At 63.5% G+C, this 24707-nt stretch carries 25 protein-coding genes and 1 tRNA gene; 2 read left to right on the top strand and 24 right to left on the bottom strand.

Annotation, left to right across the window (positions count from 1 at the left end; all coding sequences use genetic code 11):
- Positions 1-9: 9 nt before the first annotated feature.
- Positions 10-807: a MetQ/NlpA family ABC transporter substrate-binding protein gene (locus BMW75_RS18030; protein WP_076518877.1), complete on the top strand. Its 798-nt coding sequence runs from the start codon at positions 10-12 to the stop codon at positions 805-807.
- A 144-nt stretch (positions 808-951) separates the two neighbouring features.
- Positions 952-1027: transfer RNA gene (locus tag BMW75_RS18025), tRNA-Lys, on the top strand.
- Positions 1028-1060: 33 nt separating this feature from the next.
- Here the strand turns inward: BMW75_RS18025 and BMW75_RS18020 are convergent.
- The 24 genes from BMW75_RS18020 to BMW75_RS17900 form a co-directional block, all read right to left on the bottom strand.
- Positions 1061-2311, bottom strand: coding sequence for a tyrosine-type recombinase/integrase (locus BMW75_RS18020; RefSeq protein WP_092581270.1), 1251 nt, complete (start codon positions 2309-2311; stop codon positions 1061-1063).
- A 131-nt stretch (positions 2312-2442) separates the two neighbouring features.
- Entirely contained in the window at positions 2443-2772 is a 330-nt protein-coding gene (locus BMW75_RS18015) for a hypothetical protein (RefSeq protein WP_175493206.1), read from the bottom strand.
- Positions 2708-3028, bottom strand: coding sequence for a helix-turn-helix domain-containing protein (locus BMW75_RS29985; protein WP_371467322.1), 321 nt, complete (start codon positions 3026-3028; stop codon positions 2708-2710). Before BMW75_RS29985 ends, BMW75_RS18015 begins: the two co-directional genes overlap by 65 nt.
- A 681-nt stretch (positions 3029-3709) precedes the next feature.
- The gene (locus BMW75_RS18000; protein ID WP_092581266.1) at positions 3710-3949 is read right to left on the bottom strand and encodes a hypothetical protein; all 240 of its coding nucleotides are present in this window, start codon (positions 3947-3949) and stop codon (positions 3710-3712) included.
- 191 nt (positions 3950-4140) lie between these two features.
- On the bottom strand, positions 4141-4494 hold the full coding sequence (locus BMW75_RS17995) for a hypothetical protein (protein ID WP_092581265.1): 354 nt from the start codon (positions 4492-4494) through the stop codon (positions 4141-4143).
- A gap of 75 nt (positions 4495-4569) precedes the next feature.
- Positions 4570-4794, bottom strand: a complete 225-nt coding sequence (locus BMW75_RS17990) for a hypothetical protein (protein ID WP_092581264.1) — start codon at positions 4792-4794, stop codon at positions 4570-4572.
- Between the two features lies 1 nt (position 4795).
- The gene (locus BMW75_RS17985) at positions 4796-5107 is read right to left on the bottom strand and encodes a hypothetical protein (RefSeq protein ID WP_217646953.1); all 312 of its coding nucleotides are present in this window, start codon (positions 5105-5107) and stop codon (positions 4796-4798) included.
- A 37-nt stretch (positions 5108-5144) separates the two neighbouring features.
- Positions 5145-5339 carry a hypothetical protein gene (locus tag BMW75_RS17980; RefSeq protein ID WP_092581262.1) on the bottom strand — a complete coding sequence of 65 codons (195 nt, stop codon included), beginning with the start codon at positions 5337-5339 and terminating at the stop codon, positions 5145-5147.
- Positions 5336-5632, bottom strand: coding sequence for a hypothetical protein (locus tag BMW75_RS17975; RefSeq protein WP_092581261.1), 297 nt, complete (start codon positions 5630-5632; stop codon positions 5336-5338). The genes BMW75_RS17980 and BMW75_RS17975 overlap by 4 nt, the downstream gene beginning before the upstream one ends.
- 240 nt (positions 5633-5872) lie before the next feature.
- Positions 5873-6259: a phage protein NinX family protein gene (locus BMW75_RS17970; protein ID WP_217646952.1), complete on the bottom strand. Its 387-nt coding sequence runs from the start codon at positions 6257-6259 to the stop codon at positions 5873-5875.
- Between the two features lie 90 nt (positions 6260-6349).
- Positions 6350-6586, bottom strand: a complete 237-nt coding sequence (locus BMW75_RS17965; RefSeq protein WP_092581260.1) for a DUF7249 family protein — start codon at positions 6584-6586, stop codon at positions 6350-6352.
- A 1572-nt stretch (positions 6587-8158) separates the two neighbouring features.
- Positions 8159-10051 carry a phage terminase large subunit gene (gene terL / locus BMW75_RS17960; protein ID WP_092581259.1) on the bottom strand — a complete coding sequence of 631 codons (1893 nt, stop codon included), beginning with the start codon at positions 10049-10051 and terminating at the stop codon, positions 8159-8161.
- Positions 10048-10356, bottom strand: coding sequence for a hypothetical protein (locus tag BMW75_RS17955; protein WP_092581258.1), 309 nt, complete (start codon positions 10354-10356; stop codon positions 10048-10050). Before BMW75_RS17955 ends, terL begins: the two co-directional genes overlap by 4 nt.
- A complete protein-coding gene (locus tag BMW75_RS17950) occupies positions 10353-10646 on the bottom strand; it encodes a hypothetical protein (RefSeq protein WP_092581257.1) in 294 nt (97 codons plus the stop codon). The genes BMW75_RS17955 and BMW75_RS17950 overlap by 4 nt, the downstream gene beginning before the upstream one ends.
- 41 nt (positions 10647-10687) lie before the next feature.
- Positions 10688-10969 (bottom strand): phage holin family protein, encoded by a 282-nt coding sequence (locus BMW75_RS17945; protein ID WP_092581256.1) that lies wholly within the window; start codon positions 10967-10969, stop codon positions 10688-10690.
- Between the two features lie 3 nt (positions 10970-10972).
- A complete protein-coding gene (locus tag BMW75_RS17940) occupies positions 10973-11203 on the bottom strand; it encodes a hypothetical protein (RefSeq protein WP_092581255.1) in 231 nt (76 codons plus the stop codon).
- Between the two features lie 26 nt (positions 11204-11229).
- Complete coding sequence (locus tag BMW75_RS17935) at positions 11230-11679, bottom strand: hypothetical protein (protein ID WP_254792056.1); 450 nt, start codon at positions 11677-11679, stop codon at positions 11230-11232.
- Positions 11676-13814, bottom strand: coding sequence for a pyocin knob domain-containing protein (locus BMW75_RS17930; protein WP_092581254.1), 2139 nt, complete (start codon positions 13812-13814; stop codon positions 11676-11678). Before BMW75_RS17930 ends, BMW75_RS17935 begins: the two co-directional genes overlap by 4 nt.
- A gap of 7 nt (positions 13815-13821) precedes the next feature.
- Positions 13822-14526: a hypothetical protein gene (locus tag BMW75_RS17925; protein WP_139208562.1), complete on the bottom strand. Its 705-nt coding sequence runs from the start codon at positions 14524-14526 to the stop codon at positions 13822-13824.
- Positions 14526-14843: a hypothetical protein gene (locus BMW75_RS17920; protein WP_092581252.1), complete on the bottom strand. Its 318-nt coding sequence runs from the start codon at positions 14841-14843 to the stop codon at positions 14526-14528. The genes BMW75_RS17925 and BMW75_RS17920 overlap by 1 nt, the downstream gene beginning before the upstream one ends.
- A complete protein-coding gene (locus tag BMW75_RS17915; protein WP_092581251.1) occupies positions 14843-16984 on the bottom strand; it encodes a phage tail fiber domain-containing protein in 2142 nt (713 codons plus the stop codon). Before BMW75_RS17915 ends, BMW75_RS17920 begins: the two co-directional genes overlap by 1 nt.
- Before the next feature lie 23 nt (positions 16985-17007).
- Entirely contained in the window at positions 17008-21303 is a 4296-nt protein-coding gene (locus tag BMW75_RS17910) for a hypothetical protein (protein ID WP_139208561.1), read from the bottom strand.
- Positions 21304-21320: 17 nt separating this feature from the next.
- Positions 21321-22166, bottom strand: a complete 846-nt coding sequence (locus BMW75_RS17905; RefSeq protein ID WP_139208560.1) for a lysozyme family protein — start codon at positions 22164-22166, stop codon at positions 21321-21323.
- Between the two features lie 3 nt (positions 22167-22169).
- On the bottom strand, positions 22170-24707 hold the full coding sequence (locus BMW75_RS17900; RefSeq protein WP_092581248.1) for a hypothetical protein: 2538 nt from the start codon (positions 24705-24707) through the stop codon (positions 22170-22172).

The raw sequence follows: 24707 nt of genomic DNA, 5'->3' as shown, positions 1-24707 counted from the left end.
TATCGCAACATGAGCATCAAGGTTTTGAAGTCGCTGGCCGCGTTCGCCCTGGGCGCCGCCGTTTTTGCCCAACCCGCGCTGGCGCAGGACAAGCCGCTGAAGGTCGGCGTCACTGCCGGTCCGCACGCCCAGATCTTTGATGTGGTGAAGGCCGAGGCCGCCAAGCAGGGACTGAACATCCAGGTCATCGAGTTCTCCGACTACGTGCAGCCCAATGTGGCGCTGGCCGCGGGCGACCTGGACCTGAACAGCTATCAGCACCAGCCCTATCTGGACAACGCCAATGCCGACCGGGGCTACAAGCTGGTCAGCATCGCCAAGACCGTGATCTTCCCGATCGGCATCTACAGCAAGAAGATCAAGTCGCTGTCGGAGCTGAAGGAAGGCGCCCGCATCGCGCTGCCCAACGACCCGACCAACGGCGGCCGCGCCCTGTTGCTGCTGCAGGCCAATGGGCTGATCAAGCTGCGTCCGGAAGCCGGCCTGAAGGCCACGCCGATCGACGTGATCGAGAACCCCAAGAAGCTGCGCTTCATCGAGCTGGACGCCGCCCAGTTGCCGCGTTCGCTGGACGACACCGACGCCTCGGCGGTGAACACCAACTTCGCGCTGGAAGCCGGCCTGAACCCCACGAAGGACGCCATCGCCCAGGAATCGCCGGATTCGCCGTACGCCAACGTGCTGGTCGTGCGTGAAAAGGACAAGGACCGTCCCGAATTCGCCAAGCTGGTCTCGATCTATCACAGCCCGGCCGTGAAGGAATTCATCCAGACCAAGTTCAAGGGCGCCGTGGTGGCGGCCTGGTAATCCCGGTCTAGGGTTGCACCGCCCGCGTTGAGTTCGGCCGCCGCAAGGCGGCCGATTTCTTTGGGTCAGGGCGGGGCGGGCAACCCATTGCCCGTCATTTTTTGACAAGCCCTTCCAAATCCGCCATAATTTCGGGCTTCGGTCGGGTTGTTAGCTCAGTCGGTAGAGCAGCGGACTTTTAATCCGTTGGTCGCGAGTTCGAGTCTCGCACAACCCACCAATTTCTCCCTATGGGAAGCACCGCCGAAACCGACTAATCGACGTGTGTGACCTGTGCTACTGCGTCCTGAAATGTGTCCGGCGCGATAGGGTTGTCACCCTCCGGGCATTTAATGGTGTGCAGCTTATCCAGCACCGCAGCAGCCTCTGCGCCAGTCGCCTCCGGCGACAAATGGGCGTACTTCTGGGTCATCAGCACATTCGTGTGACCCAGCAGCTTCGACACCTTCAGCAGCGAAACCCCCGATTGAACCAGCCGCGCCGCGAACGTATCGCGGAACGTGTGTGGCGTCACCTTGTCGGCCTGCGGGTCCGCGTTCAATCCGCACTTCTCGATATGATTCTGGATCGCGGCGGTCGCATGACCTCGCGGCGCGTCTACGCCTGCCCATCGCCGTCCCTTGATCGCCGGGAAGACGTAGGAGTACGCGGAACCCATGGCGACCTTGCGACGCTTGAGCATCGAAAGGGTCCGCTGGGGCAGGCGCAGCATGGACTCGTTCTGCACCTTCGAGCGGTACAGGGAGATCGTGCCGCCTTCGAGGTCGATCTGTGCCCAGCGAATCGCGGCGACCTCGTTGTATCGCGCCCCGGTATCCAGCAGGAACAGGGTGAGGTCATGGGCATCGCCCGCCGACCGATCGTTCCCGCGTCGCGCTGCTTCTGACGCGAGACTGAGCAAGAGCATCTGTTCTTCGCGGGGCGTGAGCCAGCGCAGCTTGCCCTTCTTCTCCTTCATCTTCAGCGAGGCGGCTTTGTTCCGACCGTGCGAGAAGATCAGCGGCGGGTTTGGCGTCACGACGGACAGCGACTTGGCGTAGCCCATCAGCGTCTGGACCAGCGACATCTCACGGTTCACGGTGGCGGCAGACACGCCTTCGCGGAGCCGGGCGGACTTCAGTTGGACCAGATGCTCCTGGACCAGTCCTTCGACCGGGAGGTCCTTCGGGATACCGAAGCGGGAGCCTACGGTCAGCTGCCACTGGCCCCGAACCTGCCGCAGCTCATCCCCGAACAGCTTGCGCACGCGGGAGACGTTGTTGCGGTGGTCGCGGTGCGTCAGTTCGGACACCGACAGCCAGGACTCCGCGAGACCGTAGAGGGTCATGTGCTTGTGACCCAGGCGTTTGGCTTCGAGGTCGCTTTGAACCTGGGCGCGGCGCTGGACCTCCCAGGCCTGGGCCTCGATCTTCGACGTGCAGCCGGTGGATTCCCGGACTGTCACGCCTTCGAGGGTGAACTTGCATTGCCAAACGGACGAGTTGGCGCGTTTGAAGACGGTCACGAGTGTGCCTCCAATGGGTAGAGCGAAAAGGATTGGCCCCGGTGAAGGGGAAGCCCAGGGGACACGCGAGTGGTGTCCCCGGCTGTCTGGTCAGCGTCCCGGTGTGCGCTGAAGCGCCCGGGTGCGTCTGCTTATTGCGGCACCGAGTGGGCCGCAGCGTTTCCGGCCACCGCGTCGAACCACGCGATGACGGCATCTTGCGAATAATCTTCCCAGCGTTGCGCCAATAGCGTCACTCGCTGAAGGGTCTCAACTTGCAGCCCCGTGGGCAGGCAGTTGAACACCAGGGCATAGTCCTGGGGGTTCGTCAGTGCGAACCAGGGGACGCTCTCATCGTCCGTTCCATCATCGACCTCGTAGGCCGGGTAGGCCCCGCTCAACTCAGAAAGCAAGCGCTTAGTCGCCTCGTGCCTTACGGCGCATGAGGACGGGTTCGGGTCGGGGGAGATTTTCGACTGCATAAGGGTCTTTTCCGTGAAGGGCCATGTATAGGAATGGCTCGATGAAATAGAGATACTTGTCCGCCAGTTTCTTAGGGGAGACGTTTATTGCTTCAGCCCACCGTGCAAGTTCGCCAGTTGGAAGCGCGGAAGCTCCGCGTTCTATCTGACTCACTGTCGTTGGGTATGCGTAATCCAGCGTTGCGGCTAGGTCCAATTGCGTCAGGCCAGCAGCTTCGCGGGCCTCCTTTAGCCATGCACCAAATCTCTTGCGCATGATCTTGGCGGTGTTTGACACGGGAACGGACATGGTGAAGCCTTATGAGAGTTAGTCGGGACATGCGAGGGCGAGTTATACCACGGCTGACGCTACGTGAGTGTCTTGTGCTACGGGGCAATAAGGCCATTCGGCAAATTCCGCTATGTTTGTCGGGAGGGACAACCGCCACTTCAGGGGCGCTCTGGTGAGTCTCGGGACTCACCGGAAGGTCCTTGTGAACTGCGTGATAGGTTGAAACTATCCCTTTCATATGAGGGACAGCTTACAGCAGAACTACTGGATATGTACACAGTAGTTTAAGCGAGAACGTCGTGGTGTATTACGGTGAATAGAGGGGAGTTCCGTGTATCTCTATGAATACTAAGAGAGTCCTGGACCTTAACCTCCGGGCATTTATCGCGGCAACGAGGGCGTGTGACGATTCCGTCACAAGAAGACAGCCCGGACGAGCCGGGTTGTCTCGGGGCAACACTTGATTCGTCAATCAATCACGGGCCTCGGCGCGTGGTGGTTAGGGATGAAACGCCGGAGGCCCAACGAGTCGGGCCGGAGCTTCACAGGCTTGCCGCAGACGGGGCAGGCCGTCCTGCCGTCTACGTCGGGGCGCGTGGTCCCGGTGTAGGCGAAGAAGTCCTGGCCGCTGGCGGGGCACTTGAGGTTCGGGACGATAATCATCCGTCAGCCCCCGCACAATTCAGCGACGTGCGCGTCGAAGACCTCCTTGAACAGATTGGCCTGCGCCTCATCGGCTACGCGGTAGGTGTAGCCCCCGAACGGCATGACGGCGACCCAGCGACCATCGCGCTTCTCGACGGACGCAACGGGCAGCGGGGCGCGGTCGTCGTCCCGGTACATGAATTCAATCTTGGCGGCTTCGCGGGCCGATTCGATGACGGTTTCATTGGGCGTGTTGGGCATGAGACCTCCTTTACAGGCCACGAGGGCCAGAGAGCGCCGCGAGGGCGACCAGACCCAGGCCGCCCCAAAGGACGGCGAGCAAAACGAGTTGCATAGAAGCTCCTTGCGGACAGGGTGAATCCGCTTCGACGTGAAGCGGGACGAAAAAGGGATGGGGAGAACTGCGACGGGCCGGTGGCCCAGGGATGCGGTCAGGCGGCGCGGCGGACCAGCAGGTACAGGCGGTTGCGCTCGGCCCACATGGAGTCGTAGAGGTTCTTCCAGTCCTGCACGTTGCGTCGCATGAGATCCAGTACGGTCTCCGCGTTATCAAGCGCGTCCTCGGCCTCCTTGCGTCCGTCCAGGGCCTTGCGGAGCAGCGCCTTAGCGCTACTGCTTTCGCGGCGCTCCTGCGCTGCCTGCTGCTTCCAATCGTTCGCGCAGCGACGTGCGAAGTCGCGGCCTTCAATGGCGTCATCACGCTCGCGGCGAAGCGCCTCGTTCTTTGCCTTCGCGGCTTCAAGGGCCTTGCGGAGCTTGGCGATTTCCGGGGTGTCTTGGGTCATGGTGGTCCGTCGGTAATGCGGTCAACAGCGACCGCCAAAGCCCGGCCTACGCGGCAAGGGCTTTAGCTGGCGTTGTCAGAATCCTTGCTTGCCCAGTTCCGTGACGAGGCAGCGGGCCACGCGGTCTTGCAGGTGTTCCGGGAGGTCGGCGCGAATCTCGTTCAGCGCCTGTGCGGCGGCGGCCATCTTGGCGAGGTCTGCGCGGAGTGAGGCGCAGGCCTTGCGCTCACCACTTGCAGCAAACGAGGCGTAGACGTTCGCCCATTCGCCCCACGTCGGCGTAATGTCGATGGTGCGCATGTCAGGCCTCCGCGTCTTCGAGCGTCGTCAGCACGTCATCTAGGGACGACACGAGGTCGTCCAGACCGCTATAGGCCGATTCCAGATGGTCTACGGCGTCTTGACAGCGCTGGCCGCGCTCGCCCTCTTGCAGCGACTCGGGCATGTTGTCAAAGGCGTCTTGCTCATCGTCCTTGACGGTCTCCACGTCATCGCGGACGGCTTCGAGTTGCGGACGAATCGCGTCCAGGGCTTCGCGGATCGCGGCGATTTGCTTGCGGCGTGCGGCGTTCAATTGGTGATCCTTGCGGTACAGGGCAACAGCGCCCGTCAAAGCCCCGCCTACGCGGCGAGGGCTTTAGCTGGTGCTGTCAGTGAAGTGTCCCGGCCTCGCAGGCGCGGTCGTAGGCGTTTTGCAGCGCCTCGTAAGGGACGTTGCTGCGCGTCGATTCGAGCCAACACGCGTCGGGGAACTCTTCGCCCGCTTCGATGCGGCGGGCTAGGTTGGATAGGGCGGCTTCGAGCCGGGATTCGTCCAGGCGTTGGCCTGCGGTGCGGCGGGTCATTCTGCTGCCGCCAAAACGCTACGGACCCGGGCCTCGCCTGCGCGACGGATAACAGCCTCAAGCGCGGCCTTTCCGGCCAGCTTGTGGTCATTGAGGGCGGCGGACAGGTCACCGACCGTTATGGACGTGACGCGCTTCCCGCTGGCGCGATGCGTCACGCTGGGCAGGTGTTCGCCCGGCATTTGCGTAACGACGAAGCGAAATTGCACGCCCTGGATGTAGTGCGCGAACGTGGCGTGCTGCGCGGCCTCCACCGGGCCGGACGCCGTGTCCACCTTGAATGTCTTTTGCATGGGGATTCCTTGCGGGTAACGGTCAATAGCGACCGACTTAGCCCGGCCTACGCGGCAAGGGCTAAAGCTGTAGCTATCAGAGGGACGCGATGCGCAGGACTTCCCGGGACACCGGGCAACCCTTGCGAGCGCTACGCCGGATCGCGTGGACCCGGTAGCGCGTGGATATCCAGCGGCAGGCCGCGCCTAGGGCAATGACGGCCAGCGCGGCGGCGGGGAGGACTAGGACGGCTAGGGGCGTCATGCGGTGGCCCTGGTACTCAGCGAGTCCGGGACGTCCACGGAATCGCCCAGCTTTGACGCCACGTAGCAGCGCATGGCGGCAATAAGGGGCGTGGCCCCGAATCGCCCACTAAAGCCCTTAATACGGCCGGGCGTAGGACGGGCACGCATCGCATGCCAACCCCCTTGCGCCAAATTCACCTGAACGTTCAAGCCCTCGCGCTCGATGATCGGGCCGCCCTGCGACCAGTCGGCGGACGGCCTCCAGCGGCCCGATCCCAAGGGGTTGCGCAGGATGTGGACCGCCTCCGGCATGGTGCAGATATCGACCGATACGCCGGCCGCCTGCGCCACCGCCCAATCCAGCGCGGCACCAGTCAGGGCCGTCGTTTTGATAATCGTCATAGGTGTTCCCTTGTGGAACGGGCAACAGCGCCCGACATAGCCCACGGTGGCGCGGGCTATAGCTGATTCTTTCGCGGGTGTCTCGTGCTACTACAGGTCGCGCAAAGCGGCCCGGACGGAGCTAAAGCTGTACGGCGCGTCGTCCGGCGTTTTGGTCGCGCTACATTCGCGGAGCGCTTCCAGCATTTGCTGTGCAGCTTCGTCCTTCGTTTTGCAGCGGCGCACGTAGTCGCGGGCCATGTGATATAGGCCTTCGTCGTTGTTGATCCACAGCGACACGTTCCAGTGATTCCAGTTCTTATGACCGTTGTAGGTGCGGGAAGTCATGGTGCTGTCCTTAAGCGTTCGGGGAAAAAACGGCGGAGCCGTCGCACTCAGTGCGGACGCCGGAGTGATACCAATCCAGCGCCGCCCCTAGTGTCTTAGTGCCACGAGGCGCGACGGCAACTTGCTGGCCGTTGATGAACAGGGCGCGATAGCTGCGCATGTATTCGGGTTGCATAGAATTCCTTGTCAGGTTGGATTGACGGGCAGCACTCAATGAATGCCGCCTGAGAATCCACCTATCCGGACGCTTCCCTAGCAGCACTCGCATTGAATGCGGCTAGGGAAACACCCGGCGCTAACCGCGTATGTACACGGAGTTAGCGTAGGTGAAGCATGCTAGTTCGAGTTGTTAAAGAGCGGGTCAATCGGGCCTTGCTGTACTGAAGTGTACTAACCGTGCCGTTTGGCTAAAGGTGTTCGCTGCATCAGTGAGACGAATAGTAGCATGAGTTGATTAGGTTTTGTCAAGCTACTTTTTAAATCCGATGGCGGCAAGGCGACAGGCCGCCCCACGCTCACCACGTATCCCGGGATAGGCATAGGACGGGTCAGGACGCACTAGGACGGCCCCACGATCACCACGACAGGCAAGGATCAGCCCACGCACACCACGAGTCCCTAGGACGGCTTAGGGCGGCAGGCACAGGACGCCCAGCGATGCGCCGGGACTCGCCGGGATCATTGGGTGCGCCGGGTGTCCCGGGACGCACCAGGACGGCTTAGGACGGGCCAGCGATGCGCCGGGATACGTCAGGTCCGATGGGTGCGCCGGGTGTCCCGGGAGTGCTGGGTGTCGCTGGTCCAGAGGGCGAAGAAAAAAACAGTGGCTCGCAAGTGTGCGCGTCCACTCAAACAAGGCAGCAGGCCAGCCAGCCACGGCCACCAGGGCGGCAGCACGTCCCAGCGACGGCCCACGCATCCCACGATTCCCAGCGTCCATAGGATGTCTTATCCGAAGGCAGCAAACCGTTTCCCATAGGGGGCGGGGCGGCCCGGAGTGCCCGGTGTGTCCTATGGATGCGTCCCATAGGCAGGGCACAGCACGCACCAGGGCGAACCAGGGCGGGGCGGTACAGGCCTAGGCCGGGCCTGGATGCACGCCGGGAGGCGGCCACGGCCCTGCTGCGCCACGATTCAGGCCGCCCCGCACGGGGGGATTTCCCCACGCGGCGGCTCGAAGACAGGTCACGCATTTTTGGGAAATTTTTAAGCCGGGGTGTCCCGGGAACTCCCAGGACTCACCACGCCCTCCAGGACTCACCAGGAAGCCCCAGGAGGCGCTGGCGTTCTCGTCCTGCATGGATGGGCTACCATCGCCTCCTAACGCTCTGTAGAGGCTCGTATGAAGTATTTTTGGATATGGCTTATCGGCACGATCATCATTGCCAATGTGCCCCTGGGCGCTCCAGGGAATCTGGAAGCGCTCTTGGTTCGTGGGGTGGTGGCATCGGCTGTACTTGCACTGGTGTTGTGGTTCATTGCGCAGAGGGCCGCAAAGCGCCCCAGGAGCCGCCAGGACTCGCAGGGATAGGCTGACCCATCACCACGAGTCCCAGGCGCTCCTGGGGCTTCCTACAGCGTCACACGGAACACTTCGACCGCTTCGCCGTCCTCGTCCTCATCGACGGACCAGATAGTCCCACGGGGAGACTTGCCGATCCGCTCGTGGGAGCGCAGGAAGCGTTCGACCTCTTCGTCCTGCCACGCCGCTTCCATGTCCTGGACGGCCTGGGCGACATCTTGCGCCAGGACCTTATGGAGATGGGAGACAGCGCCAGCCAGGGCGTCCACACGGTCATCGTGAGTCAGGCATCCCCGCTCGCGGGAGATGTGCGTCAGCTGGTAGCACAGCACCTCGTCCTTCGCCACCGACTCGTTGAAGACGAGACGATGGTTGGTCATGACGGGTTCCAGCGTGTCGATGATGCGCACTTCCTTCTGCGCTCGCGCCCACTCCGCTTCGATCACGGAGCATCCAGCGGTCTCCCCGGGTTTCGACGGGGGCCACTGCTTCGCCAGGACAGGCTGGAAGGCGTTGATCCAAACTCCACCAGCGAAGTTCGGCTCGACCACGATCTCGTGAACGTTGTGGTTTCGGGCGGCCAGGGCCAGCCGAATCATCGCCTCGCCAGGATCACCAGCGAAGCCATCGACCTCCACGACGTACATGAGGCCGTTGAGGACCTTCACGATGGCCCAGGCCGTCTCGTCCTTCCCGCGACCGCTGGGGTCCACGAACATCACGGCCTGCTCGAAGCTGGCCCACTCGGGGTCAACGAAGAGCGGCCCAAGCCAGTGGTCCCCAGAGAACCCGGCGACCGGCAGGTCGTCCCGGCGATTCTTGGACTGCGAGTCGGGACCCCACACGACGGCTCGGGGAGCCTTGGGGTTCTTGGACGACGTGTCGATGTGCATGACGATCAGGTCACGCAGCTTGAGCGGATACCGCTCGGCATCGCTGAGGGAGGTGTCCAGCTGGAACTGGAGGGCGAAGTACGCCCGGCCCTTGGACTCCCGGTTCAGCAACTCGAACTCGGTGAAGCGCTCGGCGTCCGTGGGCTTCCAGGCCAGCAGCGGGTCCAGGTCCACCTGACGTGCGCGGGGGCACAGGCAGTCCAGGACCATCCCGCCTTCACGCGTGATCCGGTAGGAGTCGCGCTTCTCGGCGGTGGGATAGCGGGCCGGGAGAATCCAGCCCATGTAGCCAGCTGACTTGATGAGCTTGGTGTAGATCGACTCTTCAGTCTGGGGCGTGCCCAGCATGATGACGTCGGCCCCGCCAGTCACCTTGATCGCGGAGAACTCGTTGGTCTTGTACAGCAGGCGCTCGCGGGCCTCGACGGTCCGGGAGTTGTCCGTGACCTCGATGTCGTCCGCGACGATCAGCGTGGCCCGGGAGCCAGTGATCTGCCCGGTGATACCACCGGCCTTCACCGAAGGCGACTGGGAGATGCTGGCTCCGTCCACGTCAAAGGCGTAGGCGGTGTCGCGCTGGTCGTCCCGTGATCGCAGATGCGCGAAGAGGTCCATGGTGTTCAGGAGCGTCTTCGTCATCGAGACGAACTCCTTGGCCTTGGTGCCGGACGCGGAGACCACCAGAATCTTTTCTTCGTACGGGCGGCGAAGCAGCCGCCACAGACAGAAGCCGGAAGTCAGGTAGGACTTACCGATGCCCCGGAAAGCTTCCAGGACGTCCTCGCGGAACAGGTGAGGCTCGGCCAGCCGGACGCAGCCGGTGCGGTCAGGCTCGACTGCTTCTGGTCCGAACCACTCGAAGTAGGTGCCGTCATCACGCTGGCCGTAGCCAGCCCAGCCATGCTGGAGGAAGTAGGCAATGTCGAACTGCGCGGGAGTTGGGGAGGGGAGCGCCAGATGCTCCCAGATGAGGAAGGCTAGGTTGCGGAAGTCGCTCTTGATGGGGTCGTCTGGGTAGTCCCACCACCAGGGTGACGTCCGCTCCGTCATTGCACCCGGTTAGCGAACGGCAGCTTCTTGCCTGCCTGAGACTTCAGGAACGAGTCCATGAGCGCCGTGGGCTTGCCTTGCTGGGGCACCTTGCCCTTGCCGTCGCTGTCTTTCTCCAGGTCCTTCAGGTAGGCCCGGACCACGGAGAGGAACGAGGCCTCGGGAGCGCCCATCAGGACGTTCCCCTCGTCGTCAGTGATTGCCCCTTCCTTGTTGGTGAGGGGTTGACCATTCAGGCCACGGATCAGCGCGGCCTCGAAGGCTTGGCGGATCAGCGGCTCGTTGTTGATTTGTTCGTCGGTCATTTCCGTTTGGGGTGATTGATGAGCCACTTGGCGAATGCGGGGTTGTCCCGAAGCACCACGGTCAATCCGGTGGCGAGAGAGCGCACGTAGTCCTCTTCGGTCTCCCCGCCGTACTCACGGCCCTGGGCGGCGCGGATGGCGTGGAAGACTTCGTGGAGCGTGGTGTCGCGGAGGTCGAAGGGGGACATGGAGTCCCGCACTTCAATGCGCCGGTCGTCAGCCCAGTGCAGCCCGTAGGCTTCTGGCAGCTGGTCGGCGGGGAGAGACTGGATGGTGTAGGACTGCCCCAAGACCCCCAGGGATTCCGGGGGAGGCTTGGGACGTGCAGGCATTAGCTGCCCGAGGCTTTGGCCTGGATCAGACGCTCCAGGAACTGTTCGCCCAGCACGGCAGACGCGGCGGCCAAGCCGACCACGGCGAGCATGGAGACCCCCGGGATGAACGCGAGGATGGACCCAGCGGCGATGGCGAGACCGGCGCTCACGATGGCGCGGCCCACGGCCAGCCGCCAGCAGAACTTCTCGTTGGACACGAGCATCTTGCCGATGGCGATCACGACCCCCACGAGTGCCAGGACTCCCAGCGACTTCCAGAGGTTCAGGTCGTCATTCACGGCTTAGTCCTTGGCCGCGCCACGACGGGCGGGCTTGGGCATCTCGGCGGGCTTGGAGCCGACCGGAGGCCACGGCGAGCCGACACCGCGAGGTGCCAGGGTAGCCAGGGAGGCCTTGAGGTCTTCGACCTTATCGGAGTGGACCTCGACGCCAATGGCGCTGGGGTGTTCGTTGCCGAAAACGAGGCCGGTGACTTGGCCGTTGTGGGCGTAGATGCGGAGCAAAGTGGTCATGCGATTTCTCAGGTTATGGTTTGACGTTAGGCCTTCAGGGAGGCCGCAAAGAGGAACAGGCTGACTCGATCCTCGCGGGTGAGTCCGAGTTCGTCAGCGACCGCGATGAGCATGGGGCTATCGAAGTCGAAGGTCTGGAGTTCTTCCCAGGCGCGGACGTAGTAAGCCGGAGTGTCCTCACGGGCCAGCAGCGTCTCGGCGGCGTCGAATAGGGACACGCCGTCCTCGGGGTTGCCGTAGGGAGTCAGGCGCATCGCCTCGCGGCCTTGGTAGCGCGAGACGGACTCGGGCGCGGGTGCAGGCAGAGCGGCGTCGGGGTCGTGGGCGGCAAGGACCGCCTCGACTGCGGCCCGCTCTGCTGCGGTGACGTCATCGTTGAACCGTAGTTCGCCTGTGTCGTTGCCCCACGAAAATCCCAGGCCGAGAAGCCCCTTGGCCTCCAGTTCCTGGGTGAAGGTCGGGCCGATTTTTTTCATACGTAAGTCAATGCCGAAACGTCGTGATAGAAAGTGGCTGGATTAGCAGACGCACTCGTGAACCCATACGGGGCAAAGTTGTAGTACCCATCAGAGTTGGCGTAATAGCTGGTGGTGGCGACGCTTGCTTGTTGGGTGCCTGATGTTGCGCTGAGGGTGTACCCCTGGCCTCCAGAGATCGCGGTGCCGTTGACCGTCATCACCATATAGCCGCCGCCACCTCCATTTACCCCAGGCCGGACGATGCCGGTCGCGGACAACATGGCCGAGTCTCCAGCCCACAGCAACGTGTAGACGCCGTTTTGCAGCTTCACGTAGGAAGTAGACGCCGTGGTGTTGTTGCTCGCTGACTCTGCTATCGCTACGGGGCGGCGGTTAAACCAGGAGGCCACGTAACGCCCGCTCCCGGTTTGAGAGAACTGACCTGACGGGCTTGTGATCGCCATTCCGACCAGCGTGTAGCGGGGGTCCCCGGTACGAATCTCCACGCCGTCCGTATGCGTGGAGTGGGGGTTGCTAGACGCCAGTAGAAAATCCACGGCAATGCCGCCACTTCCGTTATCTCGGGCGTACGCGTAATACAGCGTGCTTGCCGCCAAGGATGCGTTGCTGACGGACACGTAGGTTGACGGGAGCCGATACTGCTTCCCGTTGATCGCCAGCCCGTTACCGCCGTAGGGATAAAGGCGGCATTCGGTGGCGCTGGTGTAGTAGAACCGACACTGGCCGTGGGCCAGCGCGTTTGGGCCGGTCAGCGCGTAGGCCGTACCGTCCCAGGAATACCAGCCCTGACCATCGACGTAGATATCGCCGCAGTTGGTGTTCGGTAGGCCGACAGCAGAGTGCCACGCACTGGTGGACTTCCAGGGTTGCCACACCCCGGTGGTCGAGTTCCCGAAGCGGAAGAATGTTCGAGGCTTGTTCCCGCTAATGAGGAACGTAAGCTCCTGGGAGACTTGTGCCGCGTTTCCGTAATAAACGCGCATGTAGCCTGCGGCTGGTGTGAATCCTGCGGAGAAGGTGGGGAAGTTCGCGCCGATTACTGACGAAGCGGTCCAGATGTAGAACGTGTTGTCCGCCGTCATCGTATTGGCGTCAGTCGTTACGGCGAGCGCCGTCCTGGTCATAGCGGTGGCGGTGCTTGCGACCTCGAACCACAGAGACCACGTAGTCGAATTGACCTGGGTGCGCCACCACTTTCGGCCCGCCGAAGCACGGTTCGTGTACTCCTGCACCACAGCCGTCCCATAAGCCTTGACGGCCAACATGCCTAGCGCCGCGCCCTCCGGGTATCCGTTTGCCACGGACGCCGATGCCGTGGTGCCTTGATACCACTCGCCGGGGGCGACATACGTATTGAGGTTGTGCGCAGCGGTCGGAAGCGTGGTCGCGTAAGGCAGTCGCTCGACCGGCAGACGGCCCAGGGAGTCGAGGTCTGCTACGCCACCATTCGCGCCCTTCTGGACCATGGGGATCGCCGCGTTCGCCACGGTTTGCACAGCCGCCACAGTGTTCGTGAGGTTGTTCAGTGCCGAGGCCGAGACCACTGCCGCAGCCGCCGAAGCAGCTGCGTTCGTCTCGCTCGTCTTCGCCGCCGTCTCCGATGCTTTCGCATTGGTCTCGGAGGTCTTGGCGTTCGTCTCAGAAGTCTTGGCGTTGGTGGAGTACGTCAGGGCGTTGCCCCGGTACGTGTTCGCGTTCGTGGCGGAAGTAGCCGCGGCGGTCTGAGAGCTTTTCGCTGCCGTCTCGCTCGCCTTGGCGTTGGCCTCGGCGGCCCTGACGCTTTCTGCGGATGACGCAGCTGCGTTGGCTGCGGCCTGGGCGGCCTCAACGTCGGCAGGGATTTCCTGATACAGCGCCACCAGCGATGAGATTTGCTGGGACAACTGCTTCAAGTTTGCAGTGGTCGGCGCGATGGACCAGTCAGTCCCGACGTACGACGCAGCAGCATATTCTTTGTTGATGCGAAGCGCGGTATCCGACAGGACAGCCGTGACCTCGTACATATCCATGATGGGGCCGATGAGCATGTCACCGGCTCGGACGTTCGCAAGGAACGCCGATCCTGCACCTGAGACTTCCCGCGACCCTTGGGTCAACGTGAGCGTCCCGGTGCGATACCAGAGTTCGGCCATGGGCCTCCTATAAGTTGTCGGTCGAGATGACCATGAATCGGTTGTCCACGCCGTTGTTGCCTTCGTAGACCCAGCCAGTCGGCGGGCCGACGCCGCCCGCGTTATACGGGCCGGTGGCTGCTTGGGAAATGAGTTGATTGGCGGTGGTGGTCGTGTTGCCTGAGATGGCGATGAGGCCCATCGTGGCGATGATGAACATCATGTAGTCGGGAGCGCCCGTCGCGCCTGGGGCGAGGTATTCAATGCGGCGGTCGATGCCGGCGTAGGTCGTCACGGGGATCACTGCGACGCTTGACGCCGCCCAGGCTACTGGGCCGCCTGTGCCGCCGTGTTCACCCACGACGTTCATGACGGGGCGTCCGGTGTCGTAGATCAGGCCGCCCGACTCGTTGAAGACTTGCAGCCCATAGTTCAGGCCGGAGGCTTGGTGCGGCGAGAAGACCCAGTAATCAACGGCGGTCCCGAGACCAGTGACGATCAGGGACACCACGCCGTTGTAGCGGCCATAGAGGTTCGCGTACTGACCGGGCGCGGGCCGGAACGCCAGGATTTCCCCGGCATTCACGGCGATCCTGGCGAAGCTGGTGCCGTAGCCGGTGGGCGTCGTGGTACCGCTCACTACCGTCCCTTTACGCAGGAGAGTGATGTGAGCGGTGGAGCCGTCGATCTGGACCTGCCCGGAGTCACCGTAGACTTCGAGACCTCCAGGCATCAGCGAACTCCGTAGTAGAGGGTGCAGACTTCGTTCTGCCCCTCGGTCGGGAAGTAGTTGCGTGTGACTGTCATGGTGTTTCCAGAGAAGCTGACCTTCGGTGCGGTCAGGTGTGGCATGGCGTCGTAGGGACCGAAGGTGTCCACGATCCCCTCATACACATAGAAGGCGAAGGGGATGCCCGTGGTCAGGCGGTTGTCCGTGTAGACGCCCGTGCCCATAGGGGGCTGGAAAGACCCCAACATCCGGGAGACGCGGTAGTTCGTATCGAATGTGATCCGGCCATTCCCGTCGAAGACTTGGAGACCAGCGGGCATTACCAGATACCCATACGCACGCGCATCACGTTGTTCGCGTCGTAGACGCGGATTTGAGCGCCGTCCATCTCGGTGCGGAGACCCCCGGCTGTGCCGCTCATCAGGAATCCCAGGTTCGCGGAGAGCGCAGAGAGCGAGGGGGTCGAGATGCCGCTGGGGGTGATGAGGGTGCGAAGGCCGCCAGGCGTGTAAGGCGAGAGCCGCGTGGCCGTGGTGGTCGTCTCAGCAAAGAAAGGCTTCGTGATGAACAGCCAGCTGTCGGCGTTGGCGGACGTGTGCTGACCTTTGCGGATGATGACCCGGGCACCAGCGGCACCGGCCGGGGCTTGCATGATCCCGCCGATCCGGCGATACCCTGCGAGCGCAGTGCCGCCAGCGGCTACGCCGTCAGCGATTTGGGTGTCAGCGAGGGGCGTGACCGGGGCGACTGAAGCGACGCCAGCACCAGCGGAGTCGTACCACCAGATTGAGATATCCCCGGCGCAGCGGTGAGCGCCCACGTATGCTGAGAACTCGTAACGAGTACCCGCGATCACGGGGATCAGGTCGCTGTAAATGAAGGCATAGCCCAGGTCAATCACAGTCGAGCCAATGGTGCCGTTCAACTGGCGGATGGCGAAGGTGTGACCGCCCAGGATGGTGTAGCCGGGCCAGTCGTATTGCCCTGCGATCCAGTTGGCATTGATGTTGCCCGCCGTGGATAGATACCAGCCAGCGGGAATCTGGGACGTCCCCTGACGCTCGGTGAATTCCGAAGCGGTCAGGAGGTTCGCGCCGAGGCCCACGGCCAGCTTGTCGGTTGTGATGGTCCCCGCCACCAGCTTGTCAGCGGTGATCGAGTTCGCAGCGATGCTCCGGGCTTCAACGGACCCATCGACCAGCAGGCGTCCCGGGTACATCCTGTCGCCCATGACGTTCGAGGGGATCACGAAGGTCGGGGAGCCGTCCACGTTGCCCGCCATGAACATGGGCTTCAGGTCGCCGTTCGGGTTGCTGGAGTCCACAAAGACCAGCCGCTGCGCGGCCATGACGATCTCGGACCCGGTGTAGTCGTCCGAAGCCGTGGCGTTCAGGGCGATGCCCGCCATGACGGGACGACCATCTGCCCGCTGGGCCATGACCTTGAGGGCGTAGTTAGATTCGACCCGGGAGACGCGCCCGTTCACCGAAGTGATCTCGGCACTCATGTCCTCAATGACCTGGGCCAAGTTGTCCCCGATCTCCGCTTGAAGCTGGGTGATCTGCTGGGCCAGTGCGGCGTCTTTGGACGCCCGGGTGGTGGACTCTGTTTGGATCATCGCCTCGACGTCACCGAACTGGGACTTGAGGGTGGTCAGGGTCTTGGCCTGGGAGTAGTGGGACTTCGCCTCGGCAATCGTGGTGGTGATGATCGACGCGGCGATGATGTCGTCATCGCGGTCGCCGCCGCCCTCGGCGGATTCCAGGGCGTCCACCTTGGCCTCGACGGAATCCACGCGAGACGCGAAGGCCATGTCGTTCCCGGCCAGCGTTGCGATTTGCGATGACACCGCAGAGCGCAGGTTGTTCTGCTCGGCTTCCACCTTATCCAGTCGCGTCACGACGAGGCCAGTGGTCCCCTCGAAGGAGGCAATGGTTTCGTCAATGAGCGTCTGAAGCGCAGCTTGGCCGTCTTCAATCGCCTCCATGCGAGCGCCCAGGACGTCGAGCGTTTGCAGGCCGGCGAGAAGCTGGCCCTGCGCGTACTGGAGACCGGAGAGTGCGCCGGAGATCGTCTCGATCTCATTGGTCAGCGCAGAGACCACGACGGCCACTGAGCCTGCAATGCCGCCTGAGCGTTCCTGGATGAGATACAGGACTTGCAGGCGTGCGCGGTTCAGTTCGTCAGCGGTCAGGAGCGCCCCGTCCTTGTAGTCCGCGAAAGCGTCCAGGTCGGGGGTCTGTCGGAAAATCTTGAGAGGTTCGCCCTCGGGGATCGGTTCCCCAAAGAGCGTGTGGACTTCGAGGGTGTGATCGTCAACGAAGCGAAAGAGGGCGGGTGCCCCGCCATTCCGCGTCACCATGATGTGTGCGCGGTTGAGGTAGGGGAACCCGAAGGTGTACCGCTTGGTAATGCCGTCCGTTGTGTAGGCGGCCCAGGGTTGGGAGATGGTCGTCGTCATTGAAAACGGCGGCCATCGCCGCCCTAGTTGGTTAGTGTCATGCCGAGTCCATGCAGGAGATCGACGGGTTGTCGCGCTGGAATCAGCGTCTTCAGTTGCCGCCCGGCGCGGCTCCAGTCGCCCGCTGCCGCGTTGGCAGAGGCACTGGATACGGTGTCGAGGACCCCGTAGCCGGGACCCAGCAGGTTCACCAGCCAGTTCGAGTTGTTGCTGTACTTGGACCCCGCGCCCTTGAGGGCAGGGAATGCCGTGGTCAGCCCCGCATCGACGTAGCTGCTCATGTAGCCAAGCATCCCGCTGCGCATCACGACGTCCTTGATGTGTTCGCTGCTGCCGCGCTCAGGGAGAGACGCAGTGGTTCCTTGGAGGTCACTGCGACCCCTGGCGCGGACATAGGCAATCTCGGTCGTGATGACGCCAGCGGCGAGCATCAGGCTCATGGCCTGGTAGGCCCGGAGGTCGGTGGGCGTCAGGGCCATGCGTTGCGCATTGACCCGCATGAAGTTGCTGAAGAACTGGAGACCGTAGGACTGGAACTGGAGGAACAGCTTGCCATACCACTTGTCCATCAGCAGGGGCATGTGGCCCATGCCTTTGGCGTAGCTGGCGCGGTTCTGCGTCTTCTCCAGGACCACTGACAGCAGGTCAGCCATCTCACGCCCTTCGGGGTTGCCGGAGGCAATCCACTTGTGCATGTTCGGCTTGACCAGCCCGCCGTGATCCTTGACGGTCTCGGAGTGCATGGCGAACTGTCGGCCCATACTGCGAGCCTCTTGTTCACCGATGCCCAGGGTCAGCAGGTCCAGCCTGACCTTCTCGGGCAGCACGGTGTCCCAGGACCCCTTGGCCGCGTGGACCTTCTTCGTCCACTCCGCGATGTTCGACAGCTGCACCAGACCGGCGCTGCGACGTGCCATGTCGGACCAGCCTTTCAGCAGGGTCACGGTGGCGATCTTGTCGGCGGCGAGGTGCGTTGCGCGGTCGAACGCGGCGGTGGTCTTCTTCACCAGCCCGGTGCCGATCCCAGCGATGTCGCCGGGGCCGCCGCCGTAGGCCCGATCGCTCAGGCCCATGTGGATGGAGTTCTCGAAGGTCCCGAGAATCTTGGCGAGTTCCCTGTAGCCAGGGTCGCCCTTCTCAGCGTTCTTCAGGATGTACCGGATGTCTCGGCCCATCGTGGTGATGGTCTTGCCGAGGCCCAGAGCGCCGCCACGGGCCGCAACAGCAGACGTGGCTACCTCACCCACAAAGCCCTGCACGAAGCCGCCCACATAGCGCAGGAGGCCAATGCGGCCAATGGTGTCAGCGAGCCACAGGAGACCGTTGCGGTCAGTGTTCTCGTAGGCGATCCCGCGAATGCGGTCGAACCCTTGAGCCACGTCCTTCTCCGCTTTCTGGAGTGAGTGATTCAGGCGCTCGACCCACTTGGTGTCGCCAGCGGCGCGGGCTTTCTCGATCTGGGCGTGGTACTCGTCACGGATGCCCTTCATGATGTCCACGTTGCTTCGACCGTCGAACGCCTTATGGATGGCGATCTCGGCCCCCATGTCCTTCGAGTAGCGCTGGAGGCCATAGATGGGGTCGCTGTGAAGCAAGCCCTCGTCCATGAGTTCCTTGAACTCGTCGGGACGCCACTTGATCGTCCGCTCGCGCAGGCGACCCGTGATGGGGTCAGCGTCAAGCAGAAGGCCACCAGGGCGTCGGGAGTCGGCACCGGACATCCGGTCGAGCCAGTCGTCCACTTCGTGAGAGAGTGGGCTGCGGCTTTCGGCGCGAGTGCGGGCGCGGATGGCGCGGCGCAGTTCCTTGGCGGACTGAGCCAGTTCGATCCTGCCTAGCTTGCTGGCGGTCCGGGCTTCGCGGTAGATGCTACTGGCGTTTCGCCAGTGGGCTTCTGCGCGGGCGTATGCGTCGGCCATGGCGTCCAAGCGTTCGCGCTGGGCCATGAGGGTCGAGCGAAGACCGGGCGCGTCCGGGGCCAGTTCCTCGGCGTGCATGAGGCGCTTGACCTCCTTGCCCACCGCCTCGCGCCAAGTGAGTCCCATGCGGCGCTGGGCCGCAGTAGCGTCGAACGCAGCACGCGCTTCCTTGAGGGTTGCGACGGCAGCGTTGCGGCGCTCGATGGCCTCGGCCAGTTCCTGCTGGAGCTTTGCAGCTTCGGCAGGTTCCAGGGAAGGGCGGCGCTTTTCCTTGTAGGTTTGGCCGCGCAGGTCGTTGACCAGGGCGCGGGCGTCCTTGACCTCCACGGCGGACTCCAGGTGGAGTGCCGTGTCGGCGTCCTGCTGGCGACCGTCCGCATCGACCTGACGTTCCACGTCGGCCAGGAGGCTATCGGGATCATCGACCTTCTTGCGGATGGCGATCAGGTCTCGCTCGGCCTTCTCTGCGGCGCGGGTAGCGGACGCGAGAGACCGGGCGTGCCAGCTGGCCTCGGAGTTGCGGACCTCGGCACGCATCATCTTGAGCGATGCGTTCTTCAGGTCCTTCTTGGCTTCTGAGAGACCCGAGGCCAAGTCACCGAACTCTTCGGTGGCCTTCAACTGCGCCTGCTGGGCACTCATCACACGCTGGTGTACTTCCTCCATGCGGAGGTCTTCCAGCGTCCCACGGTAGTGGGTCAGGATATCGTCCTGCATCCCGTGGTCTTGAGCGTCCACGATCTGTTGCCAGGATGAGTAGGTAGGGCCAGCGGCTTCAGTCTCGCCTGCGGGGACTTTGGCGTTGGGGTCCTTGATGTAGCCGTGTTCGATCAGGAACTCTTCGGACGGGTTATCCGCCCGGTTGCGCATGAGTAAGGCACGGGCGATCCCGCGCTTCTCAGCGAGCGCCTGGGTGTTGTAGATCACCGGCATCCCGTAGTTCTCTTTGCGCATTTCGGGAGTCGCCAGCCCGATGCGCTCGGCCTCGGCCCACATGGAGTCCAGGTGATCGCCGTAGGCTTTGCTGGAGGCTTTCACCTTGCCCAGCACCATGGCGGCCTGCTCCTGGTGGAGTCCCAGGTCGGTCAGGGTCTTCAGTGCCTCGACATCCACCTTAGTGTTGCCGGTGACGATGGCGGCTCGCTGGTTGCGCAGGAGGTCGATGTAGACCTCCCGTGTCAGCTTGCGCGGGTCCCAGAGACCTTGGGTGATCTGGTCGGCAGCGCCGCCCAGCTTGGAGCTAGTCCAGCCGTTCACCTCGATCATCGCTTCACGCATGTGCGTGTCGATGTCGCGGACGGTGGCTTCGCCCATGTGCTGGTAGTGGCGCAGCCAGGATTCGGCCTCGACGCCGTGGGCTTGGCCGCGCATGTTGCGCTTGGTCGCCAGCCCGCCCAGGTCGAACAGTTTGACGATGGCTTCCTGGGCGTTGCCCATGTAGCCGTTCAGACGTCCGATGGGCGTGGGGGCACTCAGGGCCGCATCGACCAGCCGGGCCGACTTGGAGTCGCCCACGGCAATCGAGAAGTCGTCGTGCCGCACTGCGGCGGCACCGATGGACCCGCCCGTCGCGGCGTCAACCGTGGAGCGGGCGTCGCCCTCGGGGTAGGCTTGGCCGACCCGTTGCTCGAAGGTGTCCATCGCAGGAGCGCCTTCGATCAGGGGATTGTCCGGGGAGCCAGGGTGGAACTTCTTGGAGATCAGACCAGCGGCAGTGCCCAGGCCAGCGCCGATGAAGACGCCGCCGCCGATGGACATGATGGCCTCTTCCTTCGTGCGAGTGGGGTCCAGGTTTTGCAGGGCCGCCTCGGACGCACCAGCGTCTAGGAGACCAATGGCCGCGCCTTGGGCAGCACGGGCCGCGATGGTCCCGCCAGCCACAGTCGGCATCAGGACACCGAAACTCAGGAGCGTCGGGATGTCCAGCATGGACCCCATGAAGTTCGCCACGCCCGATGAGTTCTCGCTGGCGGCGGTGCGCCGGTCAGCAAGGTTCATGGTCACGAGGGCTTGCTGCCGGTCCCACTCCGATTCGGAGCGGACGTGATCGAACTGCCCGTCGAAGACAGCACGCTTGATTTCTTCAGGCAGCGTGTCCTTGACTGCGCCGTAGTGCTTAAAAGGGTCGAAGGTGCCCTTCGTCGGGTCTGCCGGGTCCGCGTCGTCCAGGCCAGCGTGTCGGAAAAGCTGACCGGCGATGGTGCTGACCATCCAGTTGGCCTTGAAGGCATCGACCCAATCAGGGTCGTCCAGGTGGGCAACGGTTTCGTCAGCCTTCCAGCCGTCGTTCAGCGGAGGCGCGGAGGGCTGGGCGGCGACCATCTGGTTGCCAGGGGCGACCGCAGGGGCCGGGGTGTCGAGAGGGGAACCCGAGGCTTCGGGTTGATTCGAGATGTCCATGGGGTTCCGGGTTTGCGTCAGCCTGCTCGGCCTTGCAGTTGGTTGGTGGAGTTGTCGTAGTAGCTTTCAGCCTTGGCCCCGAGGAACAGGGCGGCCTCCAGGTTGCGGCGGGTCTTGAACTTCGCATTGCCGGTGCTGCGCAGGAGGTCAGCGACGGCCTCGTCGGAGTCGCCTCGCGCCATGGCCTCCAGGAGAGCCTTGGGGCTGTAGCCCTGGTAGAGCATCGAGACCATCGCAGCACGCTGGTGATCGCGCAGGGGCACGTTGCCTGCCTTGCGGTTCAGCGAGTCGAGGATGCGGGACTTCTCCAGGATCATGTATTCCTGGAGGCGGTCGGCGTTGGCGCGGGAGATCGGCTTGCGTCCGTTCAGCACGTCGTCAAAGCCAGGGGCGTCCTGACCGGCGAGCGCAGCTTCGTACATCTGACGACCGCCCTTCTGGGTCAGGTTGAACCCGTAGCCCACCGAGACCTCATCGGAGCCGATGGTGTCGCCGGGGGTCACGCGGAACTTGCCAGCGTTGCGGGCCGCGCTGCCGAAGCCGTGATAGGCCGCAGCCTCGAAGCCTTCAGCGCCACGGACGATGTTGGTGGCCTGGGCCAGCCAAGGCATCGCCACGTTCGCGCCTTCAAACTTGGGTACAGAGGGAGTGTTCATCTTGACGTGGTTCGAGAAGGACCCGAAGTCCCAGCCCCGGGTGGGGCGGGATGATCCGGTCCAGGAGGTGAAATTGAGTTCGCCACGGGACTGCATCCCGTCCAGCTGGCGCTGCCACGCCTCACTGGCTACCTGGCGGTAGTCCAGATCGGAGGGCATGGCCCGTGTCGGAGGCAGGACCCGCTCGGGGGTTGCGGTGGGGTTCATGTCTTACTCAATGTTGGGTTGTTGCTCGGGGATGTCCGGGACCGTCGGGACCATCGAGTCGTTCCCGCGCCACCACGGCCCGGAGGCGTTCGCGTTGCGGTTACGGATGGCTCGGTCGCGGGCGCGTTCGTCCAGCTTCACGCGGGGCGCGTAATACGCCTGCCACGTCTGTCCATCAGGGCCGGGTGCGCCGTCCTGCTTGAACATGAAGCCAGAGTCCTGGAAGTGTTCGCGGAAGAACGCAGCGGCGGCCTGGGGGTCCACAGGGACCTTGACCGCTTTACCCTCAAAGGTGATCGACTCGCCGGGCCGGAACATGGGGACCATGCCGTTGGAGTCGTGGAGAAGCGCGAGGCCGTCAGGACCTTGGCGGTCCACGTAGAACTTGTCGTAGTCCCCCGTGAACTTGCCGGGGAAGGTCTTGATCGCACGCTCGCTGTCTTCGCGGAAGGTCGCCAGTGTGTCCTCGACCTCACCGGCCGCGTTGATGACCTTGGCCCCGAAAGCCATGATGGGGCGGTAGCCCTTCTCGGTGGACATCGGGCCGGTGTGGTTGATTGGCGCGGCCAGGGATGTGCCCAGGTCGCCAAAGGAATTCCGGTAAGCCGTGAGGCCACCACCGGCTCCTGGGTACACGACCCATTTACCTGCGCCGCCCACAGCCGCCTTGGCAAGCTCATCAATGTCGATGGCCTTGCCCGCGTTGCGCCACTGCTGGGCAATGGCGAGCATGGACGCCTGTAGCGGCACGCGGTCCTGTTCGTTCACAGCGATGTACGTGCTGCCCCAGAAGCTGTTGCGGTCCGTGCTGTCCAGGATCGCTGACTTCTGCGCCTTGGCGAGAGCTTCCACGATCTCGGCGGGCTTCCTGCCGGACACGGGACCCAGGACGTTGGCGATGGCCTGGGGCACGTTGCCGGTCTTGGCGGCGTCACCGATCTCCTTGGCGTCGAAGTAATGTTCGACCTGGGACTTGGCCGCTTGGTCGAGGGGCATGCCACCACGCACCAGGATGTCGAGGCCGTTGAAGTGCGCCTCGGCCACCGAGTTGCCGCCGAAGAGTTCGCCCGCGTTGTCGCGGGACACCCCGGCGTCTCGGGCGGCGCGAAGGGCCGTGTACGAGTTCTTGATGGCGTCGAGGTCATTGCCCATAAGGCCGGAACTGACGCGCTCGACGGTCTCCTTGTCCCAGGGGGACATGCCGAAGCGTTGGAAATTCTGCGCGGTCCAGACGCCAAACTTGGCGCTGGATGCGGCGGTCAGGAGAGGGCGGATATTGCCCAGGTCATCGCGTGTAGCGTTGAGGTCCGGGTCGCTGCCCAGCGCCGCTTGCATGTAGGACTGGAAGTCCTTCTTGATCGTCTCGGCGGGCGATGAGTCGCCGTTGGCGCGGGACGCCGCTGCGAGGTCCGCATTGCCGTAGGTGCCGCGCATGACGCCAAGCATGACGTTGTTGCGGACCTTCTGCTTTGCGGACTGCTCCATCAGGCGCTCGATGTTGAAGCGCTCGATACCGACGCCGTGAACGCCGTCGATGGCTTGAGCGCGGCTGGCGAACTCCATGACGCGCTCGATAGGGAGGACGCCGTTGGGGTACTTGGCCTGCTCGACCGCGAGGTCCATATTCCAGTTTTGGAGCGCGATGCCCGCGTCGCGGGTCTTGACCGTGGACTGGTTCTTCCAGACCTGCGCCGAGATGTTGTTGAACAACTCCGGCTCGCTCCGGTCCATCCCGAGGTCCTGCATGGACCGCAGGATCGAGTCGCCCTGGAAGGCGTTCTGCTGCCCGGACAGGGCGGTCATCATGAGCTTGTCGGCCACCGCGACGTCGCCGTGCGACAGGCGAAGGACGTCTTCTCGCAGGGTCGCCAGTTGGGGCGTCGTGATTCCGGTGGGACTTAGGAGTTGCCGGGTCGTGTTGGAGATCAGGTCGGCGCGGGCGTTCGACTCGATGGTCGAGCGTTGGCCGTCGTTGAACTGCTGGATCAGTGACTGCGATGCGGACGTGTAGCGGTGCAGGAGCCGGGCGTCATATTGACCCTGGCCGGTGCCGTTACCCACGTTCTCGCGGTAGTAGTCCTCGGCCATCTTGTGAAGGTCGATGGTCGGGTCCGATAGGTCCAGCCCCGCGAACTTTGCCCGGAGGCCTTCGTTCAGGTCCAGGGCGTGATCGTCGGCTGCGGAGATTTCATAGGCCGCCGCGTACGCTTGGCGATCCGAATAGCGCGGGTCCTTCTCTTTACCTGCCGCCCGATCCACACCGGCCTGGAGAGACAGGGCGTGGTTCTCGCGCTCAATCTGGATGAGTTGTTCGCGCTGGTTGATCTGATTGACGGACGCCATGGTCTGGACCGTCGTGTTGAAGAACGACCCCAGGGCCTCGCCAAGTGCGGCGATCTGCTGCCCCGTCCCTTGCACCTGGGCGGCGGTCGGGCGGTACAGGTCGGTCTTGGTACTGGGCGCGTCCGCGAAGTCCCCAGCAGACGCGAAGCGTCGTGGGGTCGCAGACATCTTGCGTTGCTGCTGATTGCCTTCGGCCAT

The sequence above is a fragment of the Achromobacter sp. NFACC18-2 genome (genome assembly GCF_900108985.1).
GTDB lineage: Bacteria > Pseudomonadota > Gammaproteobacteria > Burkholderiales > Burkholderiaceae_B > Achromobacter.
The sequence above is the reverse complement of the archived record's forward strand: the minus strand, read 5'-3'. Positions and strand labels throughout refer to the sequence as shown.

Coding starts and splice junctions, on each gene's coding strand:
- BMW75_RS17965 (WP_092581260.1), bottom strand. CDS start 6,586: ATGACTTCCCGCACCTACAACGGTCATAAGAACTGGAATCACTGGAAC.
- BMW75_RS29985 (WP_371467322.1), bottom strand. CDS start 3,028: ATGCGCAAGAGATTTGGTGCATGGCTAAAGGAGGCCCGCGAAGCTGCT.
- BMW75_RS17935 (WP_254792056.1), bottom strand. CDS start 11,679: ATGAAAAAAATCGGCCCGACCTTCACCCAGGAACTGGAGGCCAAGGGG.
- BMW75_RS18015 (WP_175493206.1), bottom strand. CDS start 2,772: ATGCAGTCGAAAATCTCCCCCGACCCGAACCCGTCCTCATGCGCCGTA.
- BMW75_RS17905 (WP_139208560.1), bottom strand. CDS start 22,166: ATGAACCCCACCGCAACCCCCGAGCGGGTCCTGCCTCCGACACGGGCC.
- BMW75_RS18030 (WP_076518877.1), top strand. CDS start 10: ATGAGCATCAAGGTTTTGAAGTCGCTGGCCGCGTTCGCCCTGGGCGCC.
- BMW75_RS17990 (WP_092581264.1), bottom strand. CDS start 4,794: ATGCGCACCATCGACATTACGCCGACGTGGGGCGAATGGGCGAACGTC.
- BMW75_RS17995 (WP_092581265.1), bottom strand. CDS start 4,494: ATGACCCAAGACACCCCGGAAATCGCCAAGCTCCGCAAGGCCCTTGAA.
- BMW75_RS17925 (WP_139208562.1), bottom strand. CDS start 14,526: ATGCCTGGAGGTCTCGAAGTCTACGGTGACTCCGGGCAGGTCCAGATC.
- BMW75_RS17975 (WP_092581261.1), bottom strand. CDS start 5,632: ATGCAAAAGACATTCAAGGTGGACACGGCGTCCGGCCCGGTGGAGGCC.
- BMW75_RS17910 (WP_139208561.1), bottom strand. CDS start 21,303: ATGGACATCTCGAATCAACCCGAAGCCTCGGGTTCCCCTCTCGACACC.
- BMW75_RS17930 (WP_092581254.1), bottom strand. CDS start 13,814: ATGGCCGAACTCTGGTATCGCACCGGGACGCTCACGTTGACCCAAGGG.
- BMW75_RS17970 (WP_217646952.1), bottom strand. CDS start 6,259: ATGACGATTATCAAAACGACGGCCCTGACTGGTGCCGCGCTGGATTGG.
- BMW75_RS17915 (WP_092581251.1), bottom strand. CDS start 16,984: ATGACGACGACCATCTCCCAACCCTGGGCCGCCTACACAACGGACGGC.
- BMW75_RS17900 (WP_092581248.1), bottom strand. CDS start 24,707: ATGGCCGAAGGCAATCAGCAGCAACGCAAGATGTCTGCGACCCCACGA.
- BMW75_RS17955 (WP_092581258.1), bottom strand. CDS start 10,356: ATGACCGACGAACAAATCAACAACGAGCCGCTGATCCGCCAAGCCTTC.
- BMW75_RS17980 (WP_092581262.1), bottom strand. CDS start 5,339: ATGACCCGCCGCACCGCAGGCCAACGCCTGGACGAATCCCGGCTCGAA.
- BMW75_RS17920 (WP_092581252.1), bottom strand. CDS start 14,843: ATGCCCGCTGGTCTCCAAGTCTTCGACGGGAATGGCCGGATCACATTC.
- BMW75_RS17940 (WP_092581255.1), bottom strand. CDS start 11,203: ATGACCACTTTGCTCCGCATCTACGCCCACAACGGCCAAGTCACCGGC.
- BMW75_RS18000 (WP_092581266.1), bottom strand. CDS start 3,949: ATGCCCAACACGCCCAATGAAACCGTCATCGAATCGGCCCGCGAAGCC.
- terL (WP_092581259.1), bottom strand. CDS start 10,051: ATGACGGAGCGGACGTCACCCTGGTGGTGGGACTACCCAGACGACCCC.